We start from the raw sequence: 24,615 nt of genomic DNA on the forward strand, positions 1-24,615 counted from the left end.
GGCGTGATGTACTAAGCAGGTTTACTAGATTGTAATTACTAAAAAGCTAAAACAAGATAATGAGGTGACATTTGCGGGCTATTTTATCATTTCTGTCGAATAGCACTAATAGCAAGTACTTCATTGCCTTACTGCCATTATTCGCAGCTATATTGTTCGAAGGTCATACTCGTTACTTGTCATTAAGACTCGACTCACCAGTTCTATACTTGCAAATAAATATGCAGTTACTATTGGAATGCACCCCCTTTTTAGCTGCTCACTTTTTAACTTTTAAGCAGACATTTAAAAACTCTACTTTAGTGTGGCTTACTGGATTCATTTTATATCCGTTAAGTGTATATGCACTTAGCATGATTTCTTCGCTCTATGCACAGTGGCATTACCTCGGAGTAGAATGTTGGCTATTATGCACATTAGCCAGTCTGATTTGGCTTATTTCTCAACAGGGCATGGTAAAGAACAATGATTTCCTTACAAAATGGTTTAACTCTTTCATTTCATTAGATAACGTAACCTTAACGATTCTCATATGTTGGGCTTTCCTGCTAGCTGGTATACTAAATAGTCACGAAGAACCATTATTAAATCAACCTTTTGAACTAATTTTTGATTTCAGTAAGCTATTGTCTGAATTTGATCAGTTTTTATTTTATTTTCTTCAGCTTATCGTTTATGTAGTCATTATTTATAGCCTCTACTTAATCAACCGTTACGTACTTATTCGCCACTTACTTGCAAACTATGGCGTTTTCACTTTTGTGGTTGCATCCGTTATTTTTATGGTAACTCTCACCCCATTACTTATTGCAATTTTATTAGCGTTACCCCTTAATGATTTACCAAATAACGTTGCAAACTTGACCCCGAGTGGCAACCAAAACATTTTTTCTAAGTATAATTATCAATTCATGTTTTTCTTTTTACTTATTAGCACACCAGTAATCCTAGCTTTTGAAAGACAGCAACAGCAGAGTAAGTTTAATGAAATAGCAAAACAACAAACCACAATGGAATTAAAACTTCTTCAACAGCAAGTGAATCCACATTTTTTGTTTAATACTTTGAATAATTTATATGCGCTAACACTCACAAAATCAGAGCAAGCCCCACAGTTGGTGATGGACTTGGCTGATTTATTAAGATACACAGTATACGAAGGCCAAAAACCATATGTTCTGTTAGAGAAAGAGCTAAACTACATTAGGAACTTTATTGAGCTACAAAAAATTAGAAGTTCAAACAAATGCTCATTTAACCTAACATGGCCAAATAAACTAGAAACACTGCATATTGCCCCTCTATTACTAATTATAATCGTAGAAAACGCGATAAAACATGGCGTAGAACCAGCATTAGATAAAACAAAAATAACACTCTCAATCACAGTAGATGACAATGTGCTGACACTTTTCTGTGAGAACGCTATAAATGTTAAAGAAAAAATAAATCAACAGGGTTTGGGGCTAAACAACTTAAAAAAAAGGCTTCAACTACTCTACCCAAATAAACACTCTCTCACGACTATAAAGCAATCAAATTTATGGCAAACGACACTGATATTGGAGTTATCAAATGATAAGAGCTATCATCATTGACGATGAACCTCTCGCCCACCAAGTTATTGAGCATCACTTACAAGAACACCCCGATATTAAGTTAGTTGCTCAATTTTATAGTGCTAAAGATGCCTTATGTGCACTCGCTAAATCATCTGTTGATATGGTTTTTCTAGACATTAATATGCCAGAAGTTACTGGGCTTGAGTTGATAAAAGCACTTGCTAAACCACCTCAAATCGTCATAGTGAGTGCTTATCATGAGTATGCTATAACTGGCTTTGAATTGAATGTAACAGATTATCTATTGAAACCAGTGTCGGCGCCAAGGCTTGATCAAGCGCTTAATAAAGTGCGTGATCGCTTGCCTAAATACAGCGCTACAAACGCAAACTATATTACTCTTAAAGTAGATCGAGAAAAGCGCAAGTTTGATTTAAATTCTGTTGAATACATTGAAGCATACGGTAATTATGTAAAGCTGCATCAAGCACAGCAAGTCACACTTGCGACAGCCACTCTTAAGCAGCTTAGTGAACAGCTATCTCATTCATTTACCCAGATTCATAAATCATTACTAGTCAACAATCAAAATGTGATTAGTATAAGTCATGATCATGTTGAGCTAAACACAGGCACTACTCTAAAAATTGGTAAGTCCTTTAAAGAAATTGCTCAAACATTACTTTAAAGATGTTGAAATAAATGTTCTGCAAGTAACTTATGTTCTTTTTGTGGCCAATGAATGCCCTCAGTGGGGCAAGGGGAAATAAGTTCATAGCCATTTATAAAATGACAGTTATGACGTTCAGAAATCAATTTATACTCAGCAGTCAATTGTCTAACTTTATTAGCAGCCCCTGCATAAATAGACTGATAAGCCCCTACCTCGTAAATCTTTGGCGGACTCAACACCACAATTTTTGGCAATTCACGGTGCAGATAGTGGTTTTTTATTTCGATAATTAGCGTGTCGAGTGCGTTTGCAATATCAGCAACCGACAATGCAAATCGGCGCTTTAAATCGTTCGTACCTAGTTGAATAATAAGCGTATCAACATGATAGGCTCGTAGGTAAGGTTCTAAATATTTCACACCTAATTTATCACCACTAAACGGGGGCTCATTGGTCAGTGTACGGTTAGGTTGTCCGGCTTCGATAACCTGATACCCCGCCCCTAATTTAATACCCAATAAACTTGGCCAGCGCTCATTATCGTTGAAACGCTTGCCATCTACAGGCGAGATCCCATACGTATTTGAGTCACCAAAACAGAGAATATTCATTAGAATGGATTCAGGGTATAACCCTGTTGCTGTAAGAGTGCATGCGCTGTCATGGCTGATAGTGCCATTTGTACACCGGGGATCAGCTGCTCTTGTTTAACTTTCATATGGGTTGCCGACTGGCCGCATACATAGACAACCGTATTATGCGCTAATAATTGTGAAATCAATTGCTGGTTTTTATTGTCGCTATTAAAACGCTGCTTGTAAAAACTGTTCTCGAGTAAATCGACACTTGCCCCGCCATGTACAACTAAAGCCAGTTGAATATTTTCAGGTTTTACACCATGGGCAATATGCATATTAATAAAGCGTGCTAACGAGTTAATACTATTATTTTGCTTACCCTTTTGTGCAGCATCGGCCACATCAAACACGACTTTGAAGGTCGCTTGCTCTGCGATAGGCGCATGATTTGGTACATCATAATAAAAACCAAAACCTTCAATTGCAGGCTTAGTTTGCTCGGCATGGCTAAACGTGGTTAACAAGGTAAGCGATAAGCCTAATAGCGTTGATTTCATAAAGAATCCTGTTACTTTTTTACTCTAGCCTACCCTGTTTATCTGCGTTTAACTAGCCTCAATATGTTGATGTGCTTTAAAGCTCATGCCTAAATAATTAAAGGTGTTCTTAAACATGTCAATAAACGCATTCGGCGCTTTAGCAGAGCCTGCATTTGATAACAGTGAAAACTGTTTTTCACGCAGTGTTCTCAGTTTTGGTCTGAGTGTTTCGTCATCCATATAATCGGTTATGCGGTCTAAAAATGCTTTGAACTGGGGTGTCGTGTTATACCAGTAAACAGGCGATGCAAGCACCCAATGCTCGTACCCTAATAACGCCTCGAATACCGCATAAAAATCATCATTTTTGTACTGCTTGTCATAGCAATATGGCGAGATACTATAATCATCAAGGCAAACCACATCGCCACCATATTGTGTTTTATAATCATTTACTTGCAAACTTGTATTACCTTGTTTTCGGGCACTTGAATAGATAATTACCGTGTTTGTAGTCGGTTTTTGTTGCATTACTGTCACTCCTTTTTTTATGATGGGCGCAGCGTAAAACCTCAAGCTAACTTTAGGTCAATACTTAGGAGTAAAATATGTCAGGGTGTGAGAAAAAACTTGTTGAAGCGAACCTATCCGTTGGCTTTGTAGCAAAACGTAGCGGTGTAAAAGTATCGACTTTGCATTTTTATGAATCAAAAGGACTTATTCGCAGCTGGCGAAATAATGGAAATCAACGCCGCTATAAGCCCGATGTACTGCGCCGAATTGCGGTTATTAAAGCAGCGCAAACCATGGGGATTACTCTTGAAGACATCAAGCAAACATTAAGCACTCTACCTGAACAACGCACGCCAACAAAGCAAGATTGGGCAGCACTTTCTAAAGTCTGGCAAACTCAATTAGATGAAAAAATTCAATACATGCAGCGATTACGCGAACGCGTTAATGGCTGCATCGGCTGTGGCTGCTTATCAATGGCCAAATGCCCTATCTACAATAAAGACGATTATTTAGGCGAAGAGCACAGCGGCGCTGTGCTGTTAGAAAGAGATTAAAGTTTTGCTTTGCTCAGTTCGCACATACCGTAAATAGCAAAAGTATGCTCAGGTGCCTCTTCAATTTGAATATCAACTGTTTGCGGGCTTTTTGAGAGCTCGCAAACAAGATCGCCAAGCAACCCTTTAAGCGTATTACTACTTTCATGGATTGAAATACTTGTATACCAAAGCACAATACCTTCAGGAGTGCCATTTTCAAGATAAATGTGTTGAATAAGCGAGTCATTATCAAACATATTTGCAGGTTTGGCTGTTCGTATTAGCTTTTCATCAAAGCGAAAGCGGCCATTATCATCTGTTATCGTCTCATCAATATATTCTTTACCATAAGTAAGCGAACGGGTTATTCCTTGCTTTGCCACCGGCTTGCCATTATCAAGTAAAACACCTTGAACTGGAGCCGATAACAAAAAATCACTTTTATTGAAGAAACCAAACATACCCGTTAATTCCTGTGTTGAAATAAAAATAATAACAAATACTAAATAAGCTAGCCTAACTACCACAATCTTTCTCGAATAAGTACACTAATAAACAATTAACACCATTGATTTTGCAGTAAAACTTAGACAATACTCAATTTCACCTTAGTTAAGATAAACCCTAAACACCCATTGCTATTTGCCTTAATAATGTTTTTGTTAACCGCTTCCAATAAGGCGTTGTATCGGGCTGATTTAAGTTTTCGTCAATTGGCCATTTTTCCCATGGTTTGGTGATTTCTTCGTTTGCCCAGCGTTTAGGGTTGGTTATTGCACCATCAAAGTTAAAGCGATAAATATCGTTATCAAGCTGTTCTTCTATCTGCTGCATTTGTTTGTAACTCATTAAACGCCAATACTTTTCTGGGCGGTTATTCTGTTTATCGAAATCGCGTGTTGCTGGGTCTAAATGACGAAACGGCTCTATTTCAGGTGAGTCAACTAATGGTTTGCTTAAATCCATAAAGCGCACCACGCGCTCCCATGTATAACGACAGTAGTTTGGGTTTTGTGGGTTGTCTTTAACGCGAATTTCACTAAACGCACCACGGTGGTTGCGGTAATCTTTATGAGCCACATACATCGCATGGGTGACACCATGTCCTTGTGAATGGTTGGCTTTAGCGTAAAACGCCTCGATATCTGAGAACGGAAATGTCGCATGACCATGCTCATTCTTTTGCGCATTATCAACCGACCAGGTAAAGCTTACCGTTTGATTTATGCGGTCAAAATACACCTCACGTCGAGGTAAAATGTAGCGTGCTAAAATAGGCCCGAAGTTGAGGAAGAAAAGGTTAAAGCCAATTGCAGGTAATACAAACCAAAACGGAAAATCTTCTGGGGTGGATGTAAATTGTGAATAAAACCACACCCCAAAAAATATAATTGACATAAAAGTTAGCACTGCCCCCATCAATATAGGCCCTAATGTTAATGCAAGCATCGCATCATTTGCTTTTTGAAAGCCTAAATAACGAGCTTGATTATCTAAGCTTTTAGCTTTTACTGGTTTCTTATCATCTTTCTCAATTATAAAGCGTAGAAACATAAATCCTTTTGGATCTTTTAAATAATCAAATAATTCAGCTTGAATGTACCGCTTAAAGTTTTGTGACGCTTCGATTGTTCTTGCATTCATTTTTGCGAATCTATACGAAATAGACATAGCTATCCTTATAATTTTAAAATTTCTGCTTGCCAATCAATGGCTTTTTCGGGGTTGTCTCTTCTAAATTCTTCTATTCGCACCACTGGTTAATTGCGTTAATACGATTTTCTCTTTTAATTTTTTCTCTTTCTTCGTGTGTTAAACCGTCGTTTTGTTCAGCAATATAGCGTTTAAACTCCTCATCACTAATAAGGTTATCAAGTAAGTCATCCAACTTGCTTGATTCTACTGGGCCTTTATCATCACTACTCATTGTCATTGCTATCTACATTCCTTGTTATTTGGCCATTCTATTTAGTGCCTTAAGCCTTAAACCTTAAGTACTCTCTGCTATTTATGTTTTTTTACCACACGGCTTCTCTATTTACTTGGCAATCTACTGGATCTAAATAGGGTTTTAGCTCCTCAGGGAATCCGTGCTTTTCTGTTATGTCTTTATCAATTTTGAAGTAATGCTCTATCGATTGATATAAGTGAGTACCAAGCGGGATGGATGTATCCATAAAGGTCATGGCTGTGGCGTATGCCAGTGAATCCCATTCACGATTTGAACCACCTACATAAAAAGTCGGCTTGGTAAAGCGGTAATGTTTAGGGTATTTTAACGGCACCATAAGTGATACAAATACACGTGAGCCACCGCGGGCTGAACCGACATTACGCTCATTTGCGCCATAGCAAACAATGTCTTCGTAAGGTAAGTAAAACGGTTTTCTAAATAAGGTATGCGGAGTTTTTACAAGGCCAGTATGGCGATTAAAGTAAAACTTATCTCGGTGCGATAATATAGCGCGGTGTTTATGCATGTAAAAACCGACAATAAACATAGGTGCATATACAGCAAATGGTACCCATCGGTAGTCTCCCCACACAAAACCAATAACAACTAAATCAGCGAATAAAAACATTACGGCTGCGACCATTAGAAAGAAGCTTAGAGCAGTAAATAAGTTAGACCACCCTCCAAACCATGAAATAGCAAGTTGTTGCCCATCATTGCGAACCCAATGCCCCTCAAGTGTTGAGCCACTATCTGGGCACTCAAGTTCTGCTGAATATTTATCAGTAAAGCGCTTACTTTTAAAGGTGCGAGTTTTGAAGCGGCAGCCATTGAGTGCTTCTGCTTTTTTTAATCGCGTTTCATAACTGTCTTTATGTAAATAGTCTCTTGGTAGCCTTTCAGTGTACTTGGTGAAATTGGCTTGATAAATCGAGTAATTTCTTTGCTTAGTTCTCTCTGCCTTTTCTATTTCAGGATCTTTTTCTTCTTTATTTCTCTGCTCTCTTCTTTCAGCAAAGCTTTCATCGAGTGCTAATTGCCTAATGTTTTTGTCTTTTGCATAAATCGGTTTTTTTCTTGGGTTAAGTTTTTTCCATTCTTTTAGCTTCCTAATTCGTTCAGGCCTTTTTTTTTCATCTTCAGCACTAAACTTTGCTTTGAACTCATCAAAACGCCTATCGACTTCTTCTGGGTTTGCACGCATCCAATCTTCACGCTCTTGATCTCCACGCTTTATATATTCTAACGTTTCTTTTTTTATTTTATCAGTATCTAATTGATTTTCGCTCATTGCTATTCCTTACGCGCTATACTTTTTATAAATTTATCACAGCTTGACTGATCACTTTGCCAATTCGGTGGCTGAACTTGCGATCATCGCCCCAAGATAAAAACCCTGGCTTTTCACCTACCTTGTAATATTCGATTGGTAAACCATAAAGACTATTAAAGCCCTGAATTGTAGGTTGACCTTTACCTTCTGGGTACACTGTCGCCTCTAATTTAAGTTCGATTTGATCGCCAGGTTTTAATCCAAGCTCTGTCAACAAAATGTGATTATTTATTTCTGCTTGCCAACCCGTTCGAGCAGGCTGCAACGCCCACATACTTTTAAGGAAAATAACCGAATCTAATGGAATTTCAGTAAAGTGTTTATTCTTGCTATATCTTGCTAGTCTAGTGTCATAATCAGTTAGTAATGATGCAGCGTAATAATTTAGCATGCCCTTATCAGGTGGAAGCATTCGCCAACTAACCTTTGTATCAACACCTTCTTTCACTGCTGTTACGGGAGCAGTTAAGCCCATTGAGACTGTTTTTGCGTGTTCATTTGCGATGACTTTTGTATAAGGCTTGTAAAGTACGTTGTATATATCAAGAAGCGCTAAATCGGGCCGATTTCGCCATTGTTCTGCTCGTACACTTGTTGAACCATCATTAATAAAAGCAGCCTTACCCCATGGGCATGCATGCAACCAAGCTTCAACCTCTGATTCACTAAAATAATAAATAAGCCCTGCTGCAATGAGGATGATCACTAAGCCAGCGATACCAAAAACAGCAATTAATGCAGATGCCCCTTTAGTGACAATAGCAATGCCCGACGCTGCGGTCATGCTTAAAAACCCTAAAGCCATTACTGAGTTAGCTGTAGCTAGCCCCACATTGCCCTTGTTATATTCGTTAACGGCATCTCTTACAGCCACATAAGTACTAATCGCACCTGCAACCAATGTCGCTACATTGGCGGCGTAAAACAATATTACTTTCGCGGTAATTACACTGACTCTTCCTCTGAGTATTTTTTTAGTAAACTCACTAGCAGGTACTTTATTATCAGCATAAAGAATTAACTGACCTGAGCTTGGCATACCATAACGCCGCTCAACAAGGTCTTTACCTATATTCACCATTACATCAAGTAAATCAAATGCCGCTGATGTTTTATCCATGGCACTCACGCCATCACCCGTTATTACGGTATAAAAGTTAATGGCCTCTAAGCCAGAAACAAACGGCAATATACCAATACTGGCTGAGCCTACTTTACCCTGTTGCTGTTTACCAAATGCTGTTTGTGCGTATTTTTTGAGAGACTTATTGTGATCTTTGTATCCTGTTAAATCCCAGTTACTTTTAAGCTTTTCTTTCTCAAACTCTTTTAACTCTTCATCTAATAGCTTCTTATAAGCTTTCAAGTCAGCCAACTTACTTTTATCAAGTACCACCATTTTTCTAATCACTTTTTCGCTGGCGGTGTCTGCTTGGTAGTATTGCTTAGTAACCATGGCCTCAAGTTCATTTAAAGAGCCATCTAAACTTGTAATAAGGTCTAACCGGGCGGGTATGGTTACTTTATCGTTAACTTTAAGTTTAACAATCGGTCGCGTTCCGCCATTACCAGGGTAACTGCCCTGACTCAATGCTTCATCTATACCTTCAGTTATTTTATTAAACTCTAAAATGCGTTGTTCGGCACGCTTAGAGCGGCTATCAAAATTAAGCGGCACGACTGAATCGGGCAAGTTGCCTTGATAATAGTCGTTTACATCAATATCTATCTCAACAAGCAAGTCGTCTGAGATCATATGTGCTAAATGCATTATTTTTTGATACGGGTTGTACGACATCGCAACTGACTTAATACGTGCCTCACTATTTAGCATGTCTAGCCCCACACTTTTCAGTGTTGATAAATGCGCGCGGGTTACACTACTTTTTGTTTTTGCTTGTTTAAGCAATGTTTTGTAATGCTCTAGTTCTTTGTTTTTTTGTTTAAGCTGTCTGTTTAATTGCTCGGTGATGTCATCGCCATCAATCCCTTGGTTACGTGCTTCTTGAATTAGATCATCGCGTGATTTTTCAGAATTTTTAATTTCGTTTTGTTTATTTTTTATTTGTTTTTTTAAGTTTGATATTTGCTGCTGAACCTCGTTACTTTCTTGCTGAAGGGTCGATTGTTTTTTTCTACGAGCAGTAAACACATCTTTAATTGTTCCGCTACCTTGAGACATTGAATATGTAGCAGAGGGGACTTCCATAATAATATTAAAAAAGCCCCACACAGCTTGACTGCTTCGCCTAAATACTTGCGTTAAATCACCTTCAATGTAGCCATCTAGCCCATCGTCTTTGCTCTCAAGGGCATAAAACTCATCCATATCAAAATCGATATTTTTAGGGTCGTCAGGATCTCTAAAATTTAAGTAGTCGGTTAAGCCTGGGTTACTGCGCTTTTCGTCAGGAAAAAGTAACTTGTGTAATTTCAATAAGTTTGCACGATTACTAGTGTCTTCAGGGTGGGTACCTAACACTTTTAAAATGATATGCTGGCCTAAGTCATTACGGTCTATTTGCTTAAGCTTTTGTGCGTCTTTGTCATACACTACACTTGAACGAAGCAAGTCTGCCGTTAAATCTTTGAGTGGAGCTAATACATCGCACATGAGTTGATACATATCGAGCCTTCGATTACCCGTATGGTATGCATAATCCCTTGTACATTGATAAAAACTAGAGGCGCTATCTTCATCCTCTATAATATCTTTTACATTGGCTCTTAATTCATTGATGTATTCGCCTAACTCGAACACTTTTGCTGTTGCTAAAAATTTTCTGAACGCTGTTTTATCAAATTTGTTATCTACCCATTTTTTATAATCAGCAGCAATATCTTGCTCTTGTTCAGAAACACTGTCTTCACCATAGGTTGCTAACTTGTCTGAAACAGACTGTGGAAAAGCAAAAAAGGTTTGTTGAACAAACGATGCTAATTCGAGCTGACCCCTTTGCTCTTTTGTGAACTCAGCAACACTCGACACCATTTGTCCATTTGCGACTTGCTCTATCGGCAGTGAACTAATAACAGAACGCGTTAATGTAATATCCGCAGCGGCTTGGCGTACTTTGCCTATCTGGTCAGGAATAACTGGACAATACACACCCGCTTGATTAACAACATCAAGCACAACATGCTTAGGTAGTTTGGCGCTATTATAGCCTTGTTCAAAATCACCGAGTTTATCTAACGTGAAAAGCCTATCACCTCGTAATATTTGCGCATCACTATTATTATCGCCGGGTTTAACTGGCTCGCCATAATTTAATCTTGGATCTTCAGGGTTAAGGCCGCCAAAAAGCTCTATTTGCTTCCAAGACCATTGCACTTCAGAGTACGCTACTTGAACCTCGCAGGTTTGCCCATTTAGTTTATAAGGCACAATAACTGTTTTGAGTTCTTCGCCCGTTGCATCTCTGCAACCTTTATTTTGTTTCCATGTCATGACGCCTTTTTGCCACGCAAGATTAACATCATTAAAACGCGTCACGTTTTGCTGAGTAGTAACCTTGAGTTCACGCCATAAATGACCATCAACAAAAATGTATAAGTAACCATCTCTGAGATTCGTTTTATGATTATCTATCTCATCAGCAGGGTGTGCATATCTAATGGGAAAGATATGAACCAGTTCAATATCAGCTGTATTATCACTTTCTTCTTTTGCATCCACTTTGTATAAAGGAATTTTGTAAAAACCTTTTTGACTTCTATCAACTGACTCATCTTTAACCATCAGTGATACATTTTTGGCACCATCTGATTGGCGTTCAAAAACTAGTTCTCTGTGAGCATTTTTTATATTAATTTTGTCTGCGACACTTAAATCACTCATTGAATATTCACCCCGTCTTCGTCTAGCTTTTCTGCTCCAGATAATTTAACTATGATTTTCTTCCCTGCATTTTCAGCTTGCAAACTATCCCTATCTTGCACTTTAAGCCCCCTTGGTGCGGGGCCGCCAGACTGCATAAGTGGCATGGGTGGGGTATTTTTATTATTTGATATCATCGGGTCGCCTTGGCGAGCTGCGGGTTTGCCTTCAATCATTACGTTAAATGACCCCATAATAAATTCGGCTTTGCCATCGTTTGTACCGCTTATAATTCCTTTTTTATTACCGGGTTTATCACCTTTACTTTTTGAAAAGTTACTTTTTATATGCGCTGCGCCATTACCGTTCACTTTGACTGAACTGGCTACCCCTGTTACATCTCGAGACTGCGCATTATTTGGATAAGGAATAGGTATTACACTGGGGCCAACTGTCGTTAAACAGACATCGATGGTTGTTAGCTTACCGCCGCTATCTTTATGCACGGCGGTACGGCCATTAATAAGTACATTTTGCCCTGAGACTGTCGCAGTTTGCGGTGCCTCTGATTCAGTGTCTTTAACCAGTTGCTGCTCTGTACCTGCTTGCCAACCTAAATGATTCGATACTAAATCTAAAAAGGCACGGGGGTTATCGATTGGTTTGTTCACGTCCATATTCGTTTGCGGTTCGTTCCACGGCAGAATTGGCTCGTTTTTTTGGTTATCCCATTTTGGTGGCGGAATAATGTAAGTGGGAATAAAGGCATTAACCATTTCACCAAGTGTATGTTCTCGGTACTTGGGTCTGGCAATTTCATCTAAAAAAGCTGATTCGCCGGCAGTTCTGTCTGCAAAAATAGCCACGCCATTGGCCTTTCCTAGTGCACCGTTGCTTCGTGCACTATTGATTAGACCAAGTAATGTGGGGTTGTTATGGCGCCATGTTACACTGCCACCGCTTCGTACGTCAGCAGTGAGTGCATCTATGTCGTATTGTACGCTACCTGATTCTTTGCCGGCCATGGCATTTATATATGACATTCGCTTTCACTCCTTGAAATCTTAAATAACTGTTCGTTTGGCTGATTGAATACCACAAATACATGGTCACAATCAGTCATAAGCGGGTTCTGCAAATAGCTTCCGGCTAATGTAAATCCAGCTGATTGATTTGCCACACCTTGGTAACCAGTCACGGTGTTTAGTTCTGCAAACTCTATTAGTTCGTCATCATTTTTATAGTGCTTTTGGGTATAGCTAAACCACTGCTTTTGCCATTCATACGACTGCATGCCTGCAAAAATAAAAGGGTCACTCACCTGTATGTTTGCACTTTTGAGCTGAGTAGGCATTGGCTCATCAAAGGTCGTGGCTTTTAAACGACCTTGTCTGTGTACCAACAATGCATAGCCACCTTCGCCATTAATCACGCCGGCGGGGCCATTCAAAACCTGTACGGTGTGTTGCTTGGCTTGCTCTGCAACGTATTCAAAACTGATACATGAATCAATGGCTATTACTAACGTATCTGGTTCTGTTGATTCAAGCTGCCAGTCGCTCACTTGCTCAAAAGCGGGCGTTTGCGCTGGTATTGCGTCAGTCAATAATTCACTTAATGTGTCATTATCAATAACCGGTTGGCTGTCGTTGCCGTGCGGTAATATAAACAAAACTTTATTGACCCTAAATGAACGACACACACTTTTAAAGTCAATATTTTCAATAATATGAGATAAAATTAACATGCAACGTGTTTGTCTATCTAGTTGGGCAAGTTCTGCTAATTCAACAAACACATAAGGCGCATCTAAGCTAATATCACAACGTATCAGTGCTTTACTTGGCTTTGAAAACAACATTTGATTAGCCACTGCTGTATAAAAGCTTTCAGCTAAGCTGCCTGATGCATTCACATGATAAAGGCAATCAAACTGCATTTTCATCTCCTTGTTCAGCGACCAATATATTGCTGTTGCTTGCCACATTTTCACTGTTTATATGCCCGCGCCACAGAAGTGAAAAACACTGTGCATCTGAGTCAATCACTAACGTATCGCAGCGCATGTCGATATCTTGCCTAGTTAACGTATTAACCACTTGTACTATTGGCTTGAGCACAGGTAACTCTACCGTTTGTTGCTGGCCATATTCTTGTAACGGGTATAATCCGGTTAACGAAAACGCCCAGCCTTTTGTAAACGCATGTTTTGTTTGCTGATCAACGGGGGCTGTGTTGTAAACGTTGCTGGCTAATGAGGTTTTAAACGGGTATTTGCCTGCCATTAATGCTTGTTCGTCAATTTCTGGTATTAACTCAACACGGGGAGACCAATGACTTGGGATAGCAGAAAAACCAGCAGTGGATGCTTGATGGCTTGGCTTTCTTAAAACTTCATTTGCATATTCAATCGCTGGTAATAGCTGCCCTACTGCGTGTTTATTTTTAAGTTTAAACCCCACACCCAGCGGGTTTTCAAGTGAGTAGTCACTTGGAACATGAATCGCTTTGCCGCCATAAGCACGGCTATAACATAGAGCGGTTGGTAAAATTGGGGCTGGGTCGGTGGCAACAGGGCCTAATAATGATCGCCGCCACGTGCGCTCACCCGTTACGCGTAAACGCTTTTTAATTAAGGTTTTCTCGTTTTCCGCTAAGCAAAGCTCAACTTCGATAACCCGAGCTGTTTTTCCCTTTGGCGGATAAGCGGTAAAGTTACCATACACCTCAAAACCTTGCTTAAAAGCGACTTGTTCGTTCACTGCCACCAGCGGCTCGCTTGTTGGATCGCCTTTATATTCGTCGGCCATCACAATTTCAACACACGGATCCATTAAGCTGGTATTGCCTTTTTCATCAAATTCAAAGCTTTGTTTTACCAGCACAATATGCGAGGGCGAACCATCAGCTTGCCAACCTTCAAACAGACTTACTTGCCAAGGTGTAAAGTTATGCAGCATGCTGGGCTCCTGTTAATAAAGTTAGCCATTGCTTAGCTGTTTGTTGGGTGTGATAAAGGCCACAGGCCAGTGTTAACTCAAACTTAGGCGCGAGCACTCTCTGTACAATCTTACCGGCAAGTGGGGCTAATTGGTGTGCAGCATTCTCATTCGTAAAACTAATCCCTTTTAAAACACACTCCCCTTTGCTTAAGGCAAGTGCTTGTCTAGTATGCTCTGCATCGTGCAAATTTATACCCGCTTGCACATTATGTTGATTTTGAGCATTAACAAGCGTTAACGGCTCTGCCTTTTGCAAGGGTCTATCAGTTAAGATTAACCACGCTTGATATGCAGCTTCTTGAGTTTGCGCTACAGCCATTAGCTCAATCACCATAACAAGCGCTGGTTTATAAACATAATGACTCAAAACAGCTTGGCAATACTCAGGGTGTGCTTTACAAAATAATGCACAGGGTTCATGCCAGCGATTGTCGTTTACAAGACCAGCTAATTTTAATAATTGAGCTTTTTGTGCGGGCTCATTGGTGCTCGAAAACACTTTAAATAACTTATCACTTAAGCTGTTGTCGCGCTGGCAATAACAGTTAACCAAAGCTGCATAAACTAGAGTAAAATCATTGTGATCTAATGCGCTATTCAGTTCTGTGTCGTTAAGTGATTGCGAAAACAACATCGTTTTAAGTTGCTCTGGTAAGGACTCTTTCCCCTCTAATATTGTTGCTCTTAACGCTTTTTGTTCGGGAATATCCCAAAAGCTTAACTGCTGCGACAACAATGCAAAGTAAGACAACGCATGTTGCTTTTTTAGCTTAAGAAAATAATCACGGTTATCGTGTTCTGGCTTTGCAATTAAGCGTGTCGCACATAAGGCAAAAATAGCCTGTTTATCGCTTGCTAAAGCAAGCTCACAAAAATCATCACAGCTAAGTTCAGCAAGATCGTTAAAACTTTTTCCTTTAAAGTAATCACACGGCGACTCAGCCTTAAGTGCACCAAGCACGTAAAGGTGATTAAGCACTTGATTTTCTAGTACATCTTGCCGCGCAACACTGAACGCCCCAGATGCAAATAGCTTTTCTCTGTGCGCCATTAAGGTCGCAACGCGCTGCTGATGTTGTTTTAATTTAGAAACCGCTGCAAACATATTAATTAAGCCTAATAGGCCAACCTGCCAAGGTTAGGTCTTGCTGGCTATTTGCCGTTATGTCTTGACCTTCAAGCACAATGGTGCCGTCGGCAAACACCTCGATGCTGCCTTTTGCTGTTTGCAAACTAACACTCTGCTCAGCAGCAATTATTATATGGCCTGCGTTGTTAGTTATGTGTGCTGCTGGTGATTGTTCTGGCGCAGCTAAAAGTGCGGTTACAATGACACCTTGCTCGCTGTGCAGTACTACAACTTGGCTGCCGACTTTGCAGCAAGACACATGTGCAGCTTGTAATATGACGTTATAGCGAATGTGATTGATCATCACACTTAATACCTTACCTTGCGGTGACACTTCACTCACTTCTGCAAGGCTTTGTTGCTGATCAAATAACTGTTTTACTGTGGCTGTCATTTTCAATCCTTGAAATTAGTTATTACTAATTGCATTGCCTTTAATGGCTATATTTCGAGCTGATAAAGTGATATTGGTCGCATCAATCGTCAAATTCCCCGCAGCATCAATCTCAACACTTGCGCCGCCTTGGCTTAGCTGAATTGAGCCTTGTCCTTCACCTTTAATTGTGATGTTTGCGCCACTATTAAGTGTTAAATCACCATTTGGAGCTTGAAACTCTATATTGCCGTCTACCGAGTAAACACTAAAATCTTGCTCACTTTGTAGATTAAGTTCTTTCGAAGCTTTAAGCTCACTACTGCCATCGGTGGCTTCAATACGTGTATCAGCATCTGATTTTAATGTTAAATCGGCCGCCGCTGTCACATTAATGTCGCCCTCGCGAGTTTGAATTTGTAAGGTATTCTCTACACGATTTGTAAAGTTGCTGGCGGCAGTAAAAATGGCATCATTCTCAGCAACAAACTGAAGGTTTTCTTTGGCAGAAATTTTAACGTCACCATCTACCGATTTAAGTGTTGCATGATGGGCATTATCGGTTGCATCTAATAACAACTGGTTTTTATTGTCTTTATTAGCAAGACTGATTTTTTCTTCGCCACTTTTATCATCCATAATCAAGCTATGTCCTGCTCTAGTGACAAGCTTATTCTCAGTTGGGTTTTGGCTAGTAACAGGATTAGGTGCGCTTTGGTTATACAGTGCACCTAAAATAATAGGTCTATCTAGATCACCATTTTCACCGGTTACAAGTACTTCGGTGCCCTCTGTCAACGGGAAATGCATACCATGACCACTGCCACCATATTGCTGTAATAACCGAGTTGGACGGCTTTCTTGGCCCTCACCATCTTGATTAAAGGGTAAACGCACCAAATAATTGCCATCATCATCAACTTCTTGTTCAATTGTGGCATTAAAAGTTGCAAATACGCGCCTTGCTGCTGACAATTCAGCTCTAAAATCGACTGATACAGGTAATAAATAAGCTTGATTTTTATAGGTTAACCCTTTGACCTGTGAGCCATATTCTACAGCGGCTGACTGACTGCCCTTGTGATCAACTCGGGTAATTAAATACAGTCCCTTATACTCAGGGTGGTCATACACAGTAAGCAACATACCCGGCCTTAAAGCACGGCAATCGGTATCAATTATTAGCTGCTCTCGCTGACAATCAAATGCTTGCTGACGCACTTTAGCCAGCGAGTTACCAATATCGACTGTCGGAAAGTTATCTGCGTAATGACTGTCATCTCCAAAGCCTGGGTAACTGGTATTATTTGCTGTAGAAACGTTTAGGTTTCCTTGTGCTTTATAATTGTAATCATTGAGGGAGACGCTCTGTGGCTGTAACTGCGCCTTGCGACTAATAGCAAAAATACTTTCGCTATTGCGAACTTGCCCTGAGGGCGGCACATAACTAAGGCTAATGTCATCACACAGTCCAGAAAAATCTTTACTGCTGTTACATACTTTAAAGGTGCAATCGCCCCCTGTTTGCTCAACAAAACCATATACAAAGCCGTATTTTCGCATCAATCGAGTGACAAACTCATAATCTGTTTCGTTATATTGAACCGTCATTTCTAGGCTAGGGCCCGATGCCTGAATACTAAACTTTTGCATTGGAAAACCCGCTTTAGTGAATACACTTTTTACAATGGCTGCGGGGTCCATCATGGTGAATACGCGGTTAGAGTGTTGGTGTTTTAACACGGTTAAGTAAGAACTCAAGGTAAGCGTGTAATGATACCCTTGATGACTTTGTCCGTGCGCTGTAAAAGCACTTATTAGCCCAGAAATAGTACGGTCAGTCATAGACCATACTAAATTTAGGTTGGCATCTTTGCCTAACAGCATTTCTGCGCTTAAGTGCTCTTGACTTAAAACTTGAATATAAAAAGCATAGTCTTCACACAAGCTGTCATTAATTGATTCAAAATCTGTTACCGACACCATTCCATCGGGCAACCCTTGCACGCTGACACTAAAATGACTGGTATTGGCTTTTAGTTCATTTAGGCTATCCATGAATCCCATTGTTCAAATCCTTTATGCTTGGTCCGCGAAGGTTGCGGTAATTTCATCATTCTCATCAACGGCCAACGTGAGAATATCTGGCATGTCTTCTTCTGCCATAAACTCTAAAATTGACTTCGCAATACCCGGCAGAATTTGCTGCTCGATGACAGCATTCACCATACGCGCACCACTATCCGATAATCGGCATTGTTCTGTCAGTTTATTGAGCACTGTTTCATCAACACGAAGTTGCATTTTGTGATTATTCGCTAAACGTTTTGCGATACCATCTAGCTTTAAGCTGACAATTGATTGCAGTGCTTCTTTATCAAGTGCTAAATAAGGGATCACTTGCATACGCGCTAGTAACGCAGGTGCAAAAAACTGAAGTAACTGTGGCTTAATTAACTCTGTCAGCGCTGTAATCGAGGGTACTTGCCAAGGACTGCCGTCTTCATTTAACGGCGCTTGTTCGCTATTCAAGGCTGCGTTAATTTGTGCTTGATTTTCGGTATCAGCATTTTCATCGTCAGTCGGCTCAGTTAAATCAATTACATTTGGTGGGGTGCATGCATCAATCAGTTCGGCTGAGCCTAAGTTTGAAGTCATGATGATTACGGTATTTTTAAAGTCGATTTCACGGCCTTCACCATCACGCATACTGCCACGCTCAAACACTTGATAAAACATGTTCAGCACATCTTTGTGAGCTTTTTCTACTTCATCAAGCAAAATCACAGAGTATGGGCGCTGTCTTACTGCTTCTGTTAATACCCCACCTTCACCATAACCAACGTAACCCGGCGGCGACCCTTTAAGCTGCGATACAGTATGTGCTTCTTGGTACTCACTCATATTAATAGTGGTTAAAAACTTTTCTCCGCCAAACAATTGTTTAGCTAAACAACGCGCCGTTTCAGTTTTACCCACCCCAGACGGCCCAGCCAATAAAAATACACCAAGTGGTCCATATTCGTTACTGACCCCCGCCTTACTGACACGTAACGTTTGCGCTATTTTTGCAATCCCAGATTGCTGACCAATTACTTCTTGGCTTATCGTATTCTCGAGGGTTATTAAATTAGTGATTTGATCTTTCACCATGGCCCCTACGGGCACGCCAGTCCATTGCGAAATTATTTGCGCGACAGCATCGGCGTCAACTTCGCTGTATAGGCCGTTATCTTGGCTATTCTGCTCTTTTAGCGTTTGGCGTAAGTTAAGTAAAACGCTGCTGTCTAACTCATTTAATGTATTGGTCTGCTTGAACTCATTAATTTGTTTAAGTGTTGAAATTTGTGATTCACGTGCGCTAGTTAGTGCTGCTAAGTTTGTTTGCGCTGCGTTAAGCTCTTGCTGTAAATACAGCAATTTATCCATATCAATCGCCAAACCTTGCTCACTCTCTGCGGCAATACTTTTAATACGTGTTTCAAGGTAATTAATGTGTTCACGCTCGGATTCTATGGCAGCTGGGTCGGTTGCAAATGACATTCTTACTCTTGCTGCTGCAGTATCAAGCACATCAATCGCCTTATCGGGTAATTGACGGCCTGTTATATAGCGCGACGACAACACTACAGCGGCTTCAATTGCATCATCAGTAATTTGAATATTATGGTGTTGCTGATACTTATCTTTCAAACCCGCTAGCATGAGCTGCGCAGCTTGCTCTGTTGGCTCATCAACTTTAATAAGTTGAAAACGACGCTCAAGTGCGGCATCACGCTCAAAATACTTTTTATATTCGCTCCACGTCGTCGCGGCCACGGTACGCAACTCGCCACGTGCCAGTGCTGGTTTTAACAAATTGGCCGCATCACTCATGCCAGCATCGCCACCCGCACCAATCAGGGTGTGAGCTTCGTCAATAAACATGATAATAGGTGTTGTTGAATTTTTAACTTCATCAATCACTGTTTTTAAACGACGCTCAAATTCGCCTTTGACACCGGCACCTGCTTGCAATAACCCCATATCAAGCACAAGTAAACGTACACCTTTAAGGTCATCAGGGACTTGAGAGTCGACAATACGCTGTGCAAACCCTTCTACAACTGCTGTTTTACCTACTCCTGGCTCACCAACTAAAATAGGATTATTTTTACGACGACGGCAAAGTACATCAACCATCATACGAATTTCGTCATTACGTCCTAGAACAGGATCAATTTTACCTAGCTTCGCTTTTTCAGTTAGGTCTTCACAGTACTCATCAAGTGCGCCACCTTGAGAGTTTTGCTGATTTGCAGACGCTTGTTGCGTTGCATGTTTTGCCTGTGGGTTTAGGCGTTCACTGGAGCTCTGGCACAACTTGTCGAGATTTTCAGCTATAAAGCGCGCATCAATTTTTTCTAGTAACGCAGGCAATTGCAGTACGGGGCTATAAGGCAATAATTCGGTTAATGCATCGATTAGTGCTGCACCTGTTATCCAGTCACTTTTGTGCTGAACATTAGCACTTAGCCATGCACGCTCTAACCACTCATAAAGCCTACGCGAAAAAACAGGTTTACTTTGATTGCCCGCAGGTTGACGATTTAAAAAGTCGAGAAGCTCATGCCAAACCGCGTCTTGATTAATATTAAAAAAGTGAAAAATATGCTCTAGATCACCATTCCCTCCCTCTTCCATCAACTTAATTAATAAGTGTTCAGGTAACACTTCATAATGACTACGACTACTCGCAAACCCAGCTGCAGACTCAAGTGCTGTTGCAGTATGGCCATTTAGTTTGTCGATAAGTTGTTTTATGCCTTTTGCATCCATGTTGTTTTCCTTAAATCCTGATTACTTTTAATGTTGATATTGTTGATGTGTGTAGCTGTGAACGCTGATGTTTTCCTCAGCACTCCCCAAATAAGAGTTATGACCCAGCAATAAAACGCTTTGTCCTATGGCCTGTTCTTTCACAGCTTTATTGGCTACTTTTATTTGGCAAATCCATTGCACATTACTCGGTAAGTGCGTGCTTAGCATGGCTGCCATTTTTTTACCTTGCGAGTGTTGAGGGTTAAGCGCTATCGCTGTTTCAGAATCGACAGGACCAATAACTATGGTCAGTACACTGCCACTCACCAGCACTCGCTCACCCAGTACAGCTGACTCGCCTAACACCATTTGTTGATCTTTACCAAATGAACTTGGTGAATCTATTTGTTGCCAATTCGCGCGCGTATCATCAACACACAGTTGCTCAACATCCAACGAGTGACGAAGTAATTGCGCTAAGCCCGCAGCACTAGTTTGCTTTAAGCTCGCGATACCGCACTGTACCTTTTGCTCAGTTTTGCTTGATAAAATAGCCTCTATTAAGTGGTCAAATTGCTCAGCTCCACGACCCTCAACATTAATATGTGACTTTTTCCATGCTTGGAATAGTTGGCAATAAAGTACATGGTTAAACATGTCTAAAAATTGCCTAACTCGCCCGCCGCTTTGCTCATCGCTTGCGGCCTGTTCTAGTAAATAATGTGGCATAGGTGCATCTACGCCATACAAGCCTAAAAATGAAGTCGATAAACTTAAACGGCCGCGCCCTTGATTATCTAGCTCACAGCTTCGAACATCTGTGGCAGGAAAGCCTAGCTCTTTGTAAGGCTTAAACAGCACTCGCTCACTGATGCCTTTTTCAAGCTCTAAGGGCGTTGCCCAGTGCTTTTCTATAAGGCTCATCGCCTTAAACAGGTTAAACTGCCAAGGAGTTGCAATAAGCTTTTCAATAGGTACTGGTAGCTTTGCCCATACTGGGTGCTTAGTTGATTCGTACATATTCATAACTGGTAGCTCTTTCCTGGTTCAATTTCCCAGCAATGAGTTTTATAACTTGGAATCGCATTAACGCGAGTTTGCACGCTTTCATTGATTGGCGCGTACATCAAAAAGAACTGATGCAACATATTGCAAAAATGGTATAGGTCAGCATCACAAACAAATTTACTCTCATCAATGTCAATCAGTACATCAACACCTTTAATGAAAATACCGCGTTTAATTTGGCTTATGGGGGTGGCAGTAATTTTTTGTATACTATCAATACGTAAACGATTTTCTGCTTTTTTTGACCAGTCAAATAGTACAAGTAAACGTTTTAATTCAGTAACTTGTGTTATTTGCGAAAACTTTACATTTAATAAGCTGATCAATTGCCAATGCTTTGGTTGGTCAGGGCAAGGTAAATAGTTTGTTGGCCGAATAACATTTTCAACATTGGCAATACTGGGCATGCTAGGGCCACCAATATTCAGATCGCCCTCTTGTAATAGTTGCCTTGGCCAACCAGCATTAAACACTGTTAAATCAACTGATAAGGTTTCTTTTTCTTCTTCTAAGTTAAAAGGTAACTGTAGATAATGGCAAGGTGCAGCGGCACCAACATCTTTTGTTAAAACAGTAAAAAGCTTTTTTTCGTCTTCAAAAACGCTTTGATATCGCGGCGTGTAATCATATGACTTACCACTTAACGAGTTGCGCCCTTTTACCTCATTAATGGTATAGCTAAATATATGATCGGTGCGATTTTGATCAGCAGTGATCATATAATCTGTACGGTTAGACTCAATACGAATAGGCTCAGCTGGTTGTGCAAACAAATTAATCGCTGGCACACAGTTAAGTAAAATATTATCACGGCTGAGTTGATGTCCCGGTGGAAGTTTACTACTGCCTCTAAACACTAACTCAAATCGGTCGATATGCTCGGGTAAAGTAAAATCTTTTAAGCCATTAAAACGCATAAAGTAAAAACGATCTTTGGCATTAAAATAATCAAGTAGTAACGCATAACCCGGATGACTTTGTTCGGCATGTGGTAACAAAGCGCCATCAATATCTAAGTAGCTTGCACTACATCCCTTCACTTTTAACTTTTTGTTGTGCTCAAAATGTGATGGCCCAAAATCTATCTCTGTAAATTGCTCTGCTGTTTTTAATAACTTAAACAACGAGCTGCATAAAGGCGTGTCACCTCGTAAATAAAACTGTAGATTTGATAAGTCGTAATTTTTCCGCTCCCCTTGACACACAAAACGTAAGCCAACACGAAGCTCTGAACCTAAATGCGATTCTTGATAGCGCACATGTTCCACATCAAGTGGGCTTAGCTGTAAATCGTGGGTGGTAGTAAAAGTGATATTTTTATTATCGACTACAGACTTTTCAGCACTCAAAGTAAGCCCTTTTTCTATTAGATGCGATTTTTGCATTGCTAACTTAGGGTTAAACTTCACAACTGTGCTAGAAGGGTAGTAGCTTAACAAAATTGGACAGAGTTGACGCAACACTTGCTCTGATACTTCTGGTACTGACTCATCTAAGCGCTTTTGAGTATGCGCAGTTAAATACGCAACACCTTCAAGTAACCGCTCAATATGAGGATCACGATCTTTGAGTGCATCAATATTCAGCATGCCCGCATGCTCCGGGTAATGCTGCGCAAATTGTTTGCCTGCTTGAGTTAATAAACGCATTTGAGCATCAAAATATTGTTGCATTTTTTTATCCTTTTACGCTAAATCAATCAAATTGCTTGGCATGCTCTACTACATCGGCTTTACCACCTGACTCAAATCGTGTATTGAGTTTTATGCACTGACCTGATGTTAGAAACGCTTGAATATCAAGCCTAATTACGCAATTTTCTTCACGAATTTCCATTGGAATAACATTGGCATAGCGAACGCGGGGTTCGTATTTCTCAATCAATTTTTTAACTTCAAACGCCAGAGTGTGCTGAGAATAGGGTAAGCCTTCATAGATATCCTCGACATCGGGGAGCCCGTAATCTGCTAAGTGTTTTAAAACACCACGACGTGCATTAAGAAGTTCATTCAAATGTTTACAAACACTATGTTGCTCATCAGTTTGAAAACCTTGACTACCCGTTCGTGTGACAGGTTGAGTTAAAAAATCGAATAACGCCATAAACTTACCTCTAATAAAAGGATATGCTCTCGCATATCCTTTAGGTTTCTCGACTTATCGACCTTCAGTCCAAGAGTCAGAGAACTCAATGTTGCCATCAAGGTAAGTCCACGTAATGCGCTTATAACGTAGGCTAACTGTTTCAAGGTGCGGATAACGCTCCTTGTCTAAGTCTTTTACGTTATGCATTGTTGGTAAAATTGAGGTGATTTTTACATCTTCCAACTTGTGGCAGAAATATTCACGCTCGGTCCCTGTGTCATCAATACGGTACCATTTAAGCTCAAGTTGCTTTAATGTTTGACCGTTTGAACACGCTTTGTACAAGTACGGTGTTGCTGCATCAACCGCTTTTGTAATAACAAAAGGTTCGTGCTTACGCGTACCTGTAAGTTCGCCTGTATCGTTATCTGTAGGAATGCGAAGTTCATGATCAAAGTGTAGGATCTCAATTGAACCTTCACGCTCTGCAACAGTTACAGAACCTTTGATGTCATTACCTTGGTCATCCTTTAACCACATATACGCTGGAATTGCCATTTCATTATTCTCCTTTTAGAATGAATTGTTTCCTATTAGATGGCATAGGCATAAACAACCTTGTTTATGCCCCCCAAAAAGCCCGATGC

General features: G+C 40.3%; 22 protein-coding genes. 3 read left to right on the forward strand and 19 right to left on the reverse strand.

Annotated features, from left to right (window positions below; translation table 11 throughout):
* Positions 1–221 precede the first annotated feature (221 nt).
* Together LPA49_RS06495 and LPA49_RS06500 are read left to right on the forward strand one after the other, a co-directional pair.
* Entirely contained in the window at positions 222–1,598 is a 1,377-nt protein-coding gene (locus LPA49_RS06495) for a sensor histidine kinase (RefSeq protein WP_230235972.1), read from the forward strand.
* The gene (locus tag LPA49_RS06500) at positions 1,576–2,250 is read left to right on the forward strand and encodes a LytTR family DNA-binding domain-containing protein (RefSeq protein ID WP_036972324.1); all 675 of its coding nucleotides are present in this window, start codon (positions 1,576–1,578) and stop codon (positions 2,248–2,250) included. The genes LPA49_RS06495 and LPA49_RS06500 overlap by 23 nt, the downstream gene beginning before the upstream one ends.
* Here the strand turns inward: LPA49_RS06500 and LPA49_RS06505 are convergent.
* From LPA49_RS06505 to LPA49_RS06515, 3 genes are read right to left on the reverse strand one after another with little or no spacing between them, the layout of a single operon-like run.
* Positions 2,247–2,846: an SGNH/GDSL hydrolase family protein gene (locus tag LPA49_RS06505; protein WP_074988708.1), complete on the reverse strand. Its 600-nt coding sequence runs from the start codon at positions 2,844–2,846 to the stop codon at positions 2,247–2,249. The two genes, LPA49_RS06500 and LPA49_RS06505, sit on opposite strands and share 4 nt — an antisense overlap.
* A complete protein-coding gene (locus tag LPA49_RS06510) occupies positions 2,846–3,370 on the reverse strand; it encodes a DsrE family protein (protein WP_036972326.1) in 525 nt (174 codons plus the stop codon). The genes LPA49_RS06505 and LPA49_RS06510 overlap by 1 nt, the downstream gene beginning before the upstream one ends.
* Before the next feature lie 48 nt (positions 3,371–3,418).
* On the reverse strand, positions 3,419–3,883 hold the full coding sequence (locus LPA49_RS06515) for a flavodoxin family protein (RefSeq protein ID WP_036972327.1): 465 nt from the start codon (positions 3,881–3,883) through the stop codon (positions 3,419–3,421).
* A 77-nt stretch (positions 3,884–3,960) separates the two neighbouring features.
* Between LPA49_RS06515 and soxR the strand changes: the two genes are divergently transcribed.
* Positions 3,961–4,422 (forward strand): redox-sensitive transcriptional activator SoxR, encoded by a 462-nt coding sequence (gene soxR / locus LPA49_RS06520; protein WP_036972328.1) that lies wholly within the window; start codon positions 3,961–3,963, stop codon positions 4,420–4,422.
* On the opposite strand, the gene LPA49_RS06525 is transcribed toward soxR, so the two are convergent.
* The 16 genes from LPA49_RS06525 to LPA49_RS06600 all read right to left on the reverse strand — a co-directional run bounded on the left by LPA49_RS06525 (position 4,419) and on the right by LPA49_RS06600 (position 24,526).
* Entirely contained in the window at positions 4,419–4,931 is a 513-nt protein-coding gene (locus LPA49_RS06525; protein WP_230235974.1) for a DUF6795 domain-containing protein, read from the reverse strand. The two genes, soxR and LPA49_RS06525, sit on opposite strands and share 4 nt — an antisense overlap.
* Positions 4,932–5,028: 97 nt before the next feature.
* Positions 5,029–6,075, reverse strand: coding sequence for a hypothetical protein (locus LPA49_RS06530; protein WP_230235982.1), 1,047 nt, complete (start codon positions 6,073–6,075; stop codon positions 5,029–5,031).
* Positions 6,076–6,148: 73 nt separating this feature from the next.
* Positions 6,149–6,337 carry a hypothetical protein gene (locus LPA49_RS06535; protein WP_230235984.1) on the reverse strand — a complete coding sequence of 63 codons (189 nt, stop codon included), beginning with the start codon at positions 6,335–6,337 and terminating at the stop codon, positions 6,149–6,151.
* Between the two features lie 85 nt (positions 6,338–6,422).
* Entirely contained in the window at positions 6,423–7,649 is a 1,227-nt protein-coding gene (locus tag LPA49_RS06540; protein ID WP_230235986.1) for a hypothetical protein, read from the reverse strand.
* Between the two features lie 25 nt (positions 7,650–7,674).
* Positions 7,675–11,532, reverse strand: a complete 3,858-nt coding sequence (locus LPA49_RS06545; RefSeq protein ID WP_230235995.1) for a toxin VasX — start codon at positions 11,530–11,532, stop codon at positions 7,675–7,677.
* The gene (locus tag LPA49_RS06550; RefSeq protein WP_230235997.1) at positions 11,529–12,554 is read right to left on the reverse strand and encodes a DUF4150 domain-containing protein; all 1,026 of its coding nucleotides are present in this window, start codon (positions 12,552–12,554) and stop codon (positions 11,529–11,531) included. Before LPA49_RS06550 ends, LPA49_RS06545 begins: the two co-directional genes overlap by 4 nt.
* Positions 12,542–13,450, reverse strand: a complete 909-nt coding sequence (locus tag LPA49_RS06555) for a hypothetical protein (protein ID WP_199524377.1) — start codon at positions 13,448–13,450, stop codon at positions 12,542–12,544. The genes LPA49_RS06550 and LPA49_RS06555 overlap by 13 nt, the downstream gene beginning before the upstream one ends.
* The gene (locus LPA49_RS06560; RefSeq protein ID WP_199524378.1) at positions 13,440–14,471 is read right to left on the reverse strand and encodes a DUF2169 domain-containing protein; all 1,032 of its coding nucleotides are present in this window, start codon (positions 14,469–14,471) and stop codon (positions 13,440–13,442) included. The genes LPA49_RS06555 and LPA49_RS06560 overlap by 11 nt, the downstream gene beginning before the upstream one ends.
* Entirely contained in the window at positions 14,461–15,618 is a 1,158-nt protein-coding gene (locus LPA49_RS06565; RefSeq protein ID WP_199524379.1) for a hypothetical protein, read from the reverse strand. The genes LPA49_RS06560 and LPA49_RS06565 overlap by 11 nt, the downstream gene beginning before the upstream one ends.
* 1 nt (position 15,619) lies before the next feature.
* Positions 15,620–16,036: a hypothetical protein gene (locus tag LPA49_RS06570; protein WP_199524380.1), complete on the reverse strand. Its 417-nt coding sequence runs from the start codon at positions 16,034–16,036 to the stop codon at positions 15,620–15,622.
* 15 nt (positions 16,037–16,051) lie between these two features.
* Positions 16,052–18,082, reverse strand: coding sequence for a type VI secretion system Vgr family protein (locus LPA49_RS06575; RefSeq protein ID WP_230236027.1), 2,031 nt, complete (start codon positions 18,080–18,082; stop codon positions 16,052–16,054).
* Between the two features lie 12 nt (positions 18,083–18,094).
* Positions 18,095–20,833, reverse strand: a complete 2,739-nt coding sequence (gene tssH, locus LPA49_RS06580) for a type VI secretion system ATPase TssH (protein ID WP_230236049.1) — start codon at positions 20,831–20,833, stop codon at positions 18,095–18,097.
* A gap of 27 nt (positions 20,834–20,860) precedes the next feature.
* A complete protein-coding gene (gene tssG / locus LPA49_RS06585; protein WP_199524382.1) occupies positions 20,861–21,841 on the reverse strand; it encodes a type VI secretion system baseplate subunit TssG in 981 nt (326 codons plus the stop codon).
* Positions 21,838–23,556, reverse strand: a complete 1,719-nt coding sequence (gene tssF, locus LPA49_RS06590) for a type VI secretion system baseplate subunit TssF (protein ID WP_199524383.1) — start codon at positions 23,554–23,556, stop codon at positions 21,838–21,840. The genes tssG and tssF overlap by 4 nt, the downstream gene beginning before the upstream one ends.
* Positions 23,557–23,578: 22 nt before the next feature.
* Positions 23,579–23,986 carry a type VI secretion system baseplate subunit TssE gene (tssE, locus tag LPA49_RS06595; protein WP_199524384.1) on the reverse strand — a complete coding sequence of 136 codons (408 nt, stop codon included), beginning with the start codon at positions 23,984–23,986 and terminating at the stop codon, positions 23,579–23,581.
* A 54-nt stretch (positions 23,987–24,040) separates the two neighbouring features.
* Entirely contained in the window at positions 24,041–24,526 is a 486-nt protein-coding gene (locus tag LPA49_RS06600; protein ID WP_054554067.1) for an Hcp family type VI secretion system effector, read from the reverse strand.
* Positions 24,527–24,615 lie beyond the last annotated feature (89 nt).

Source organism: Pseudoalteromonas sp. MB41 (assembly GCF_020966275.1).
In the GTDB taxonomy this organism is placed as follows: Bacteria; Pseudomonadota; Gammaproteobacteria; order Enterobacterales; family Alteromonadaceae; genus Pseudoalteromonas; species Pseudoalteromonas lipolytica.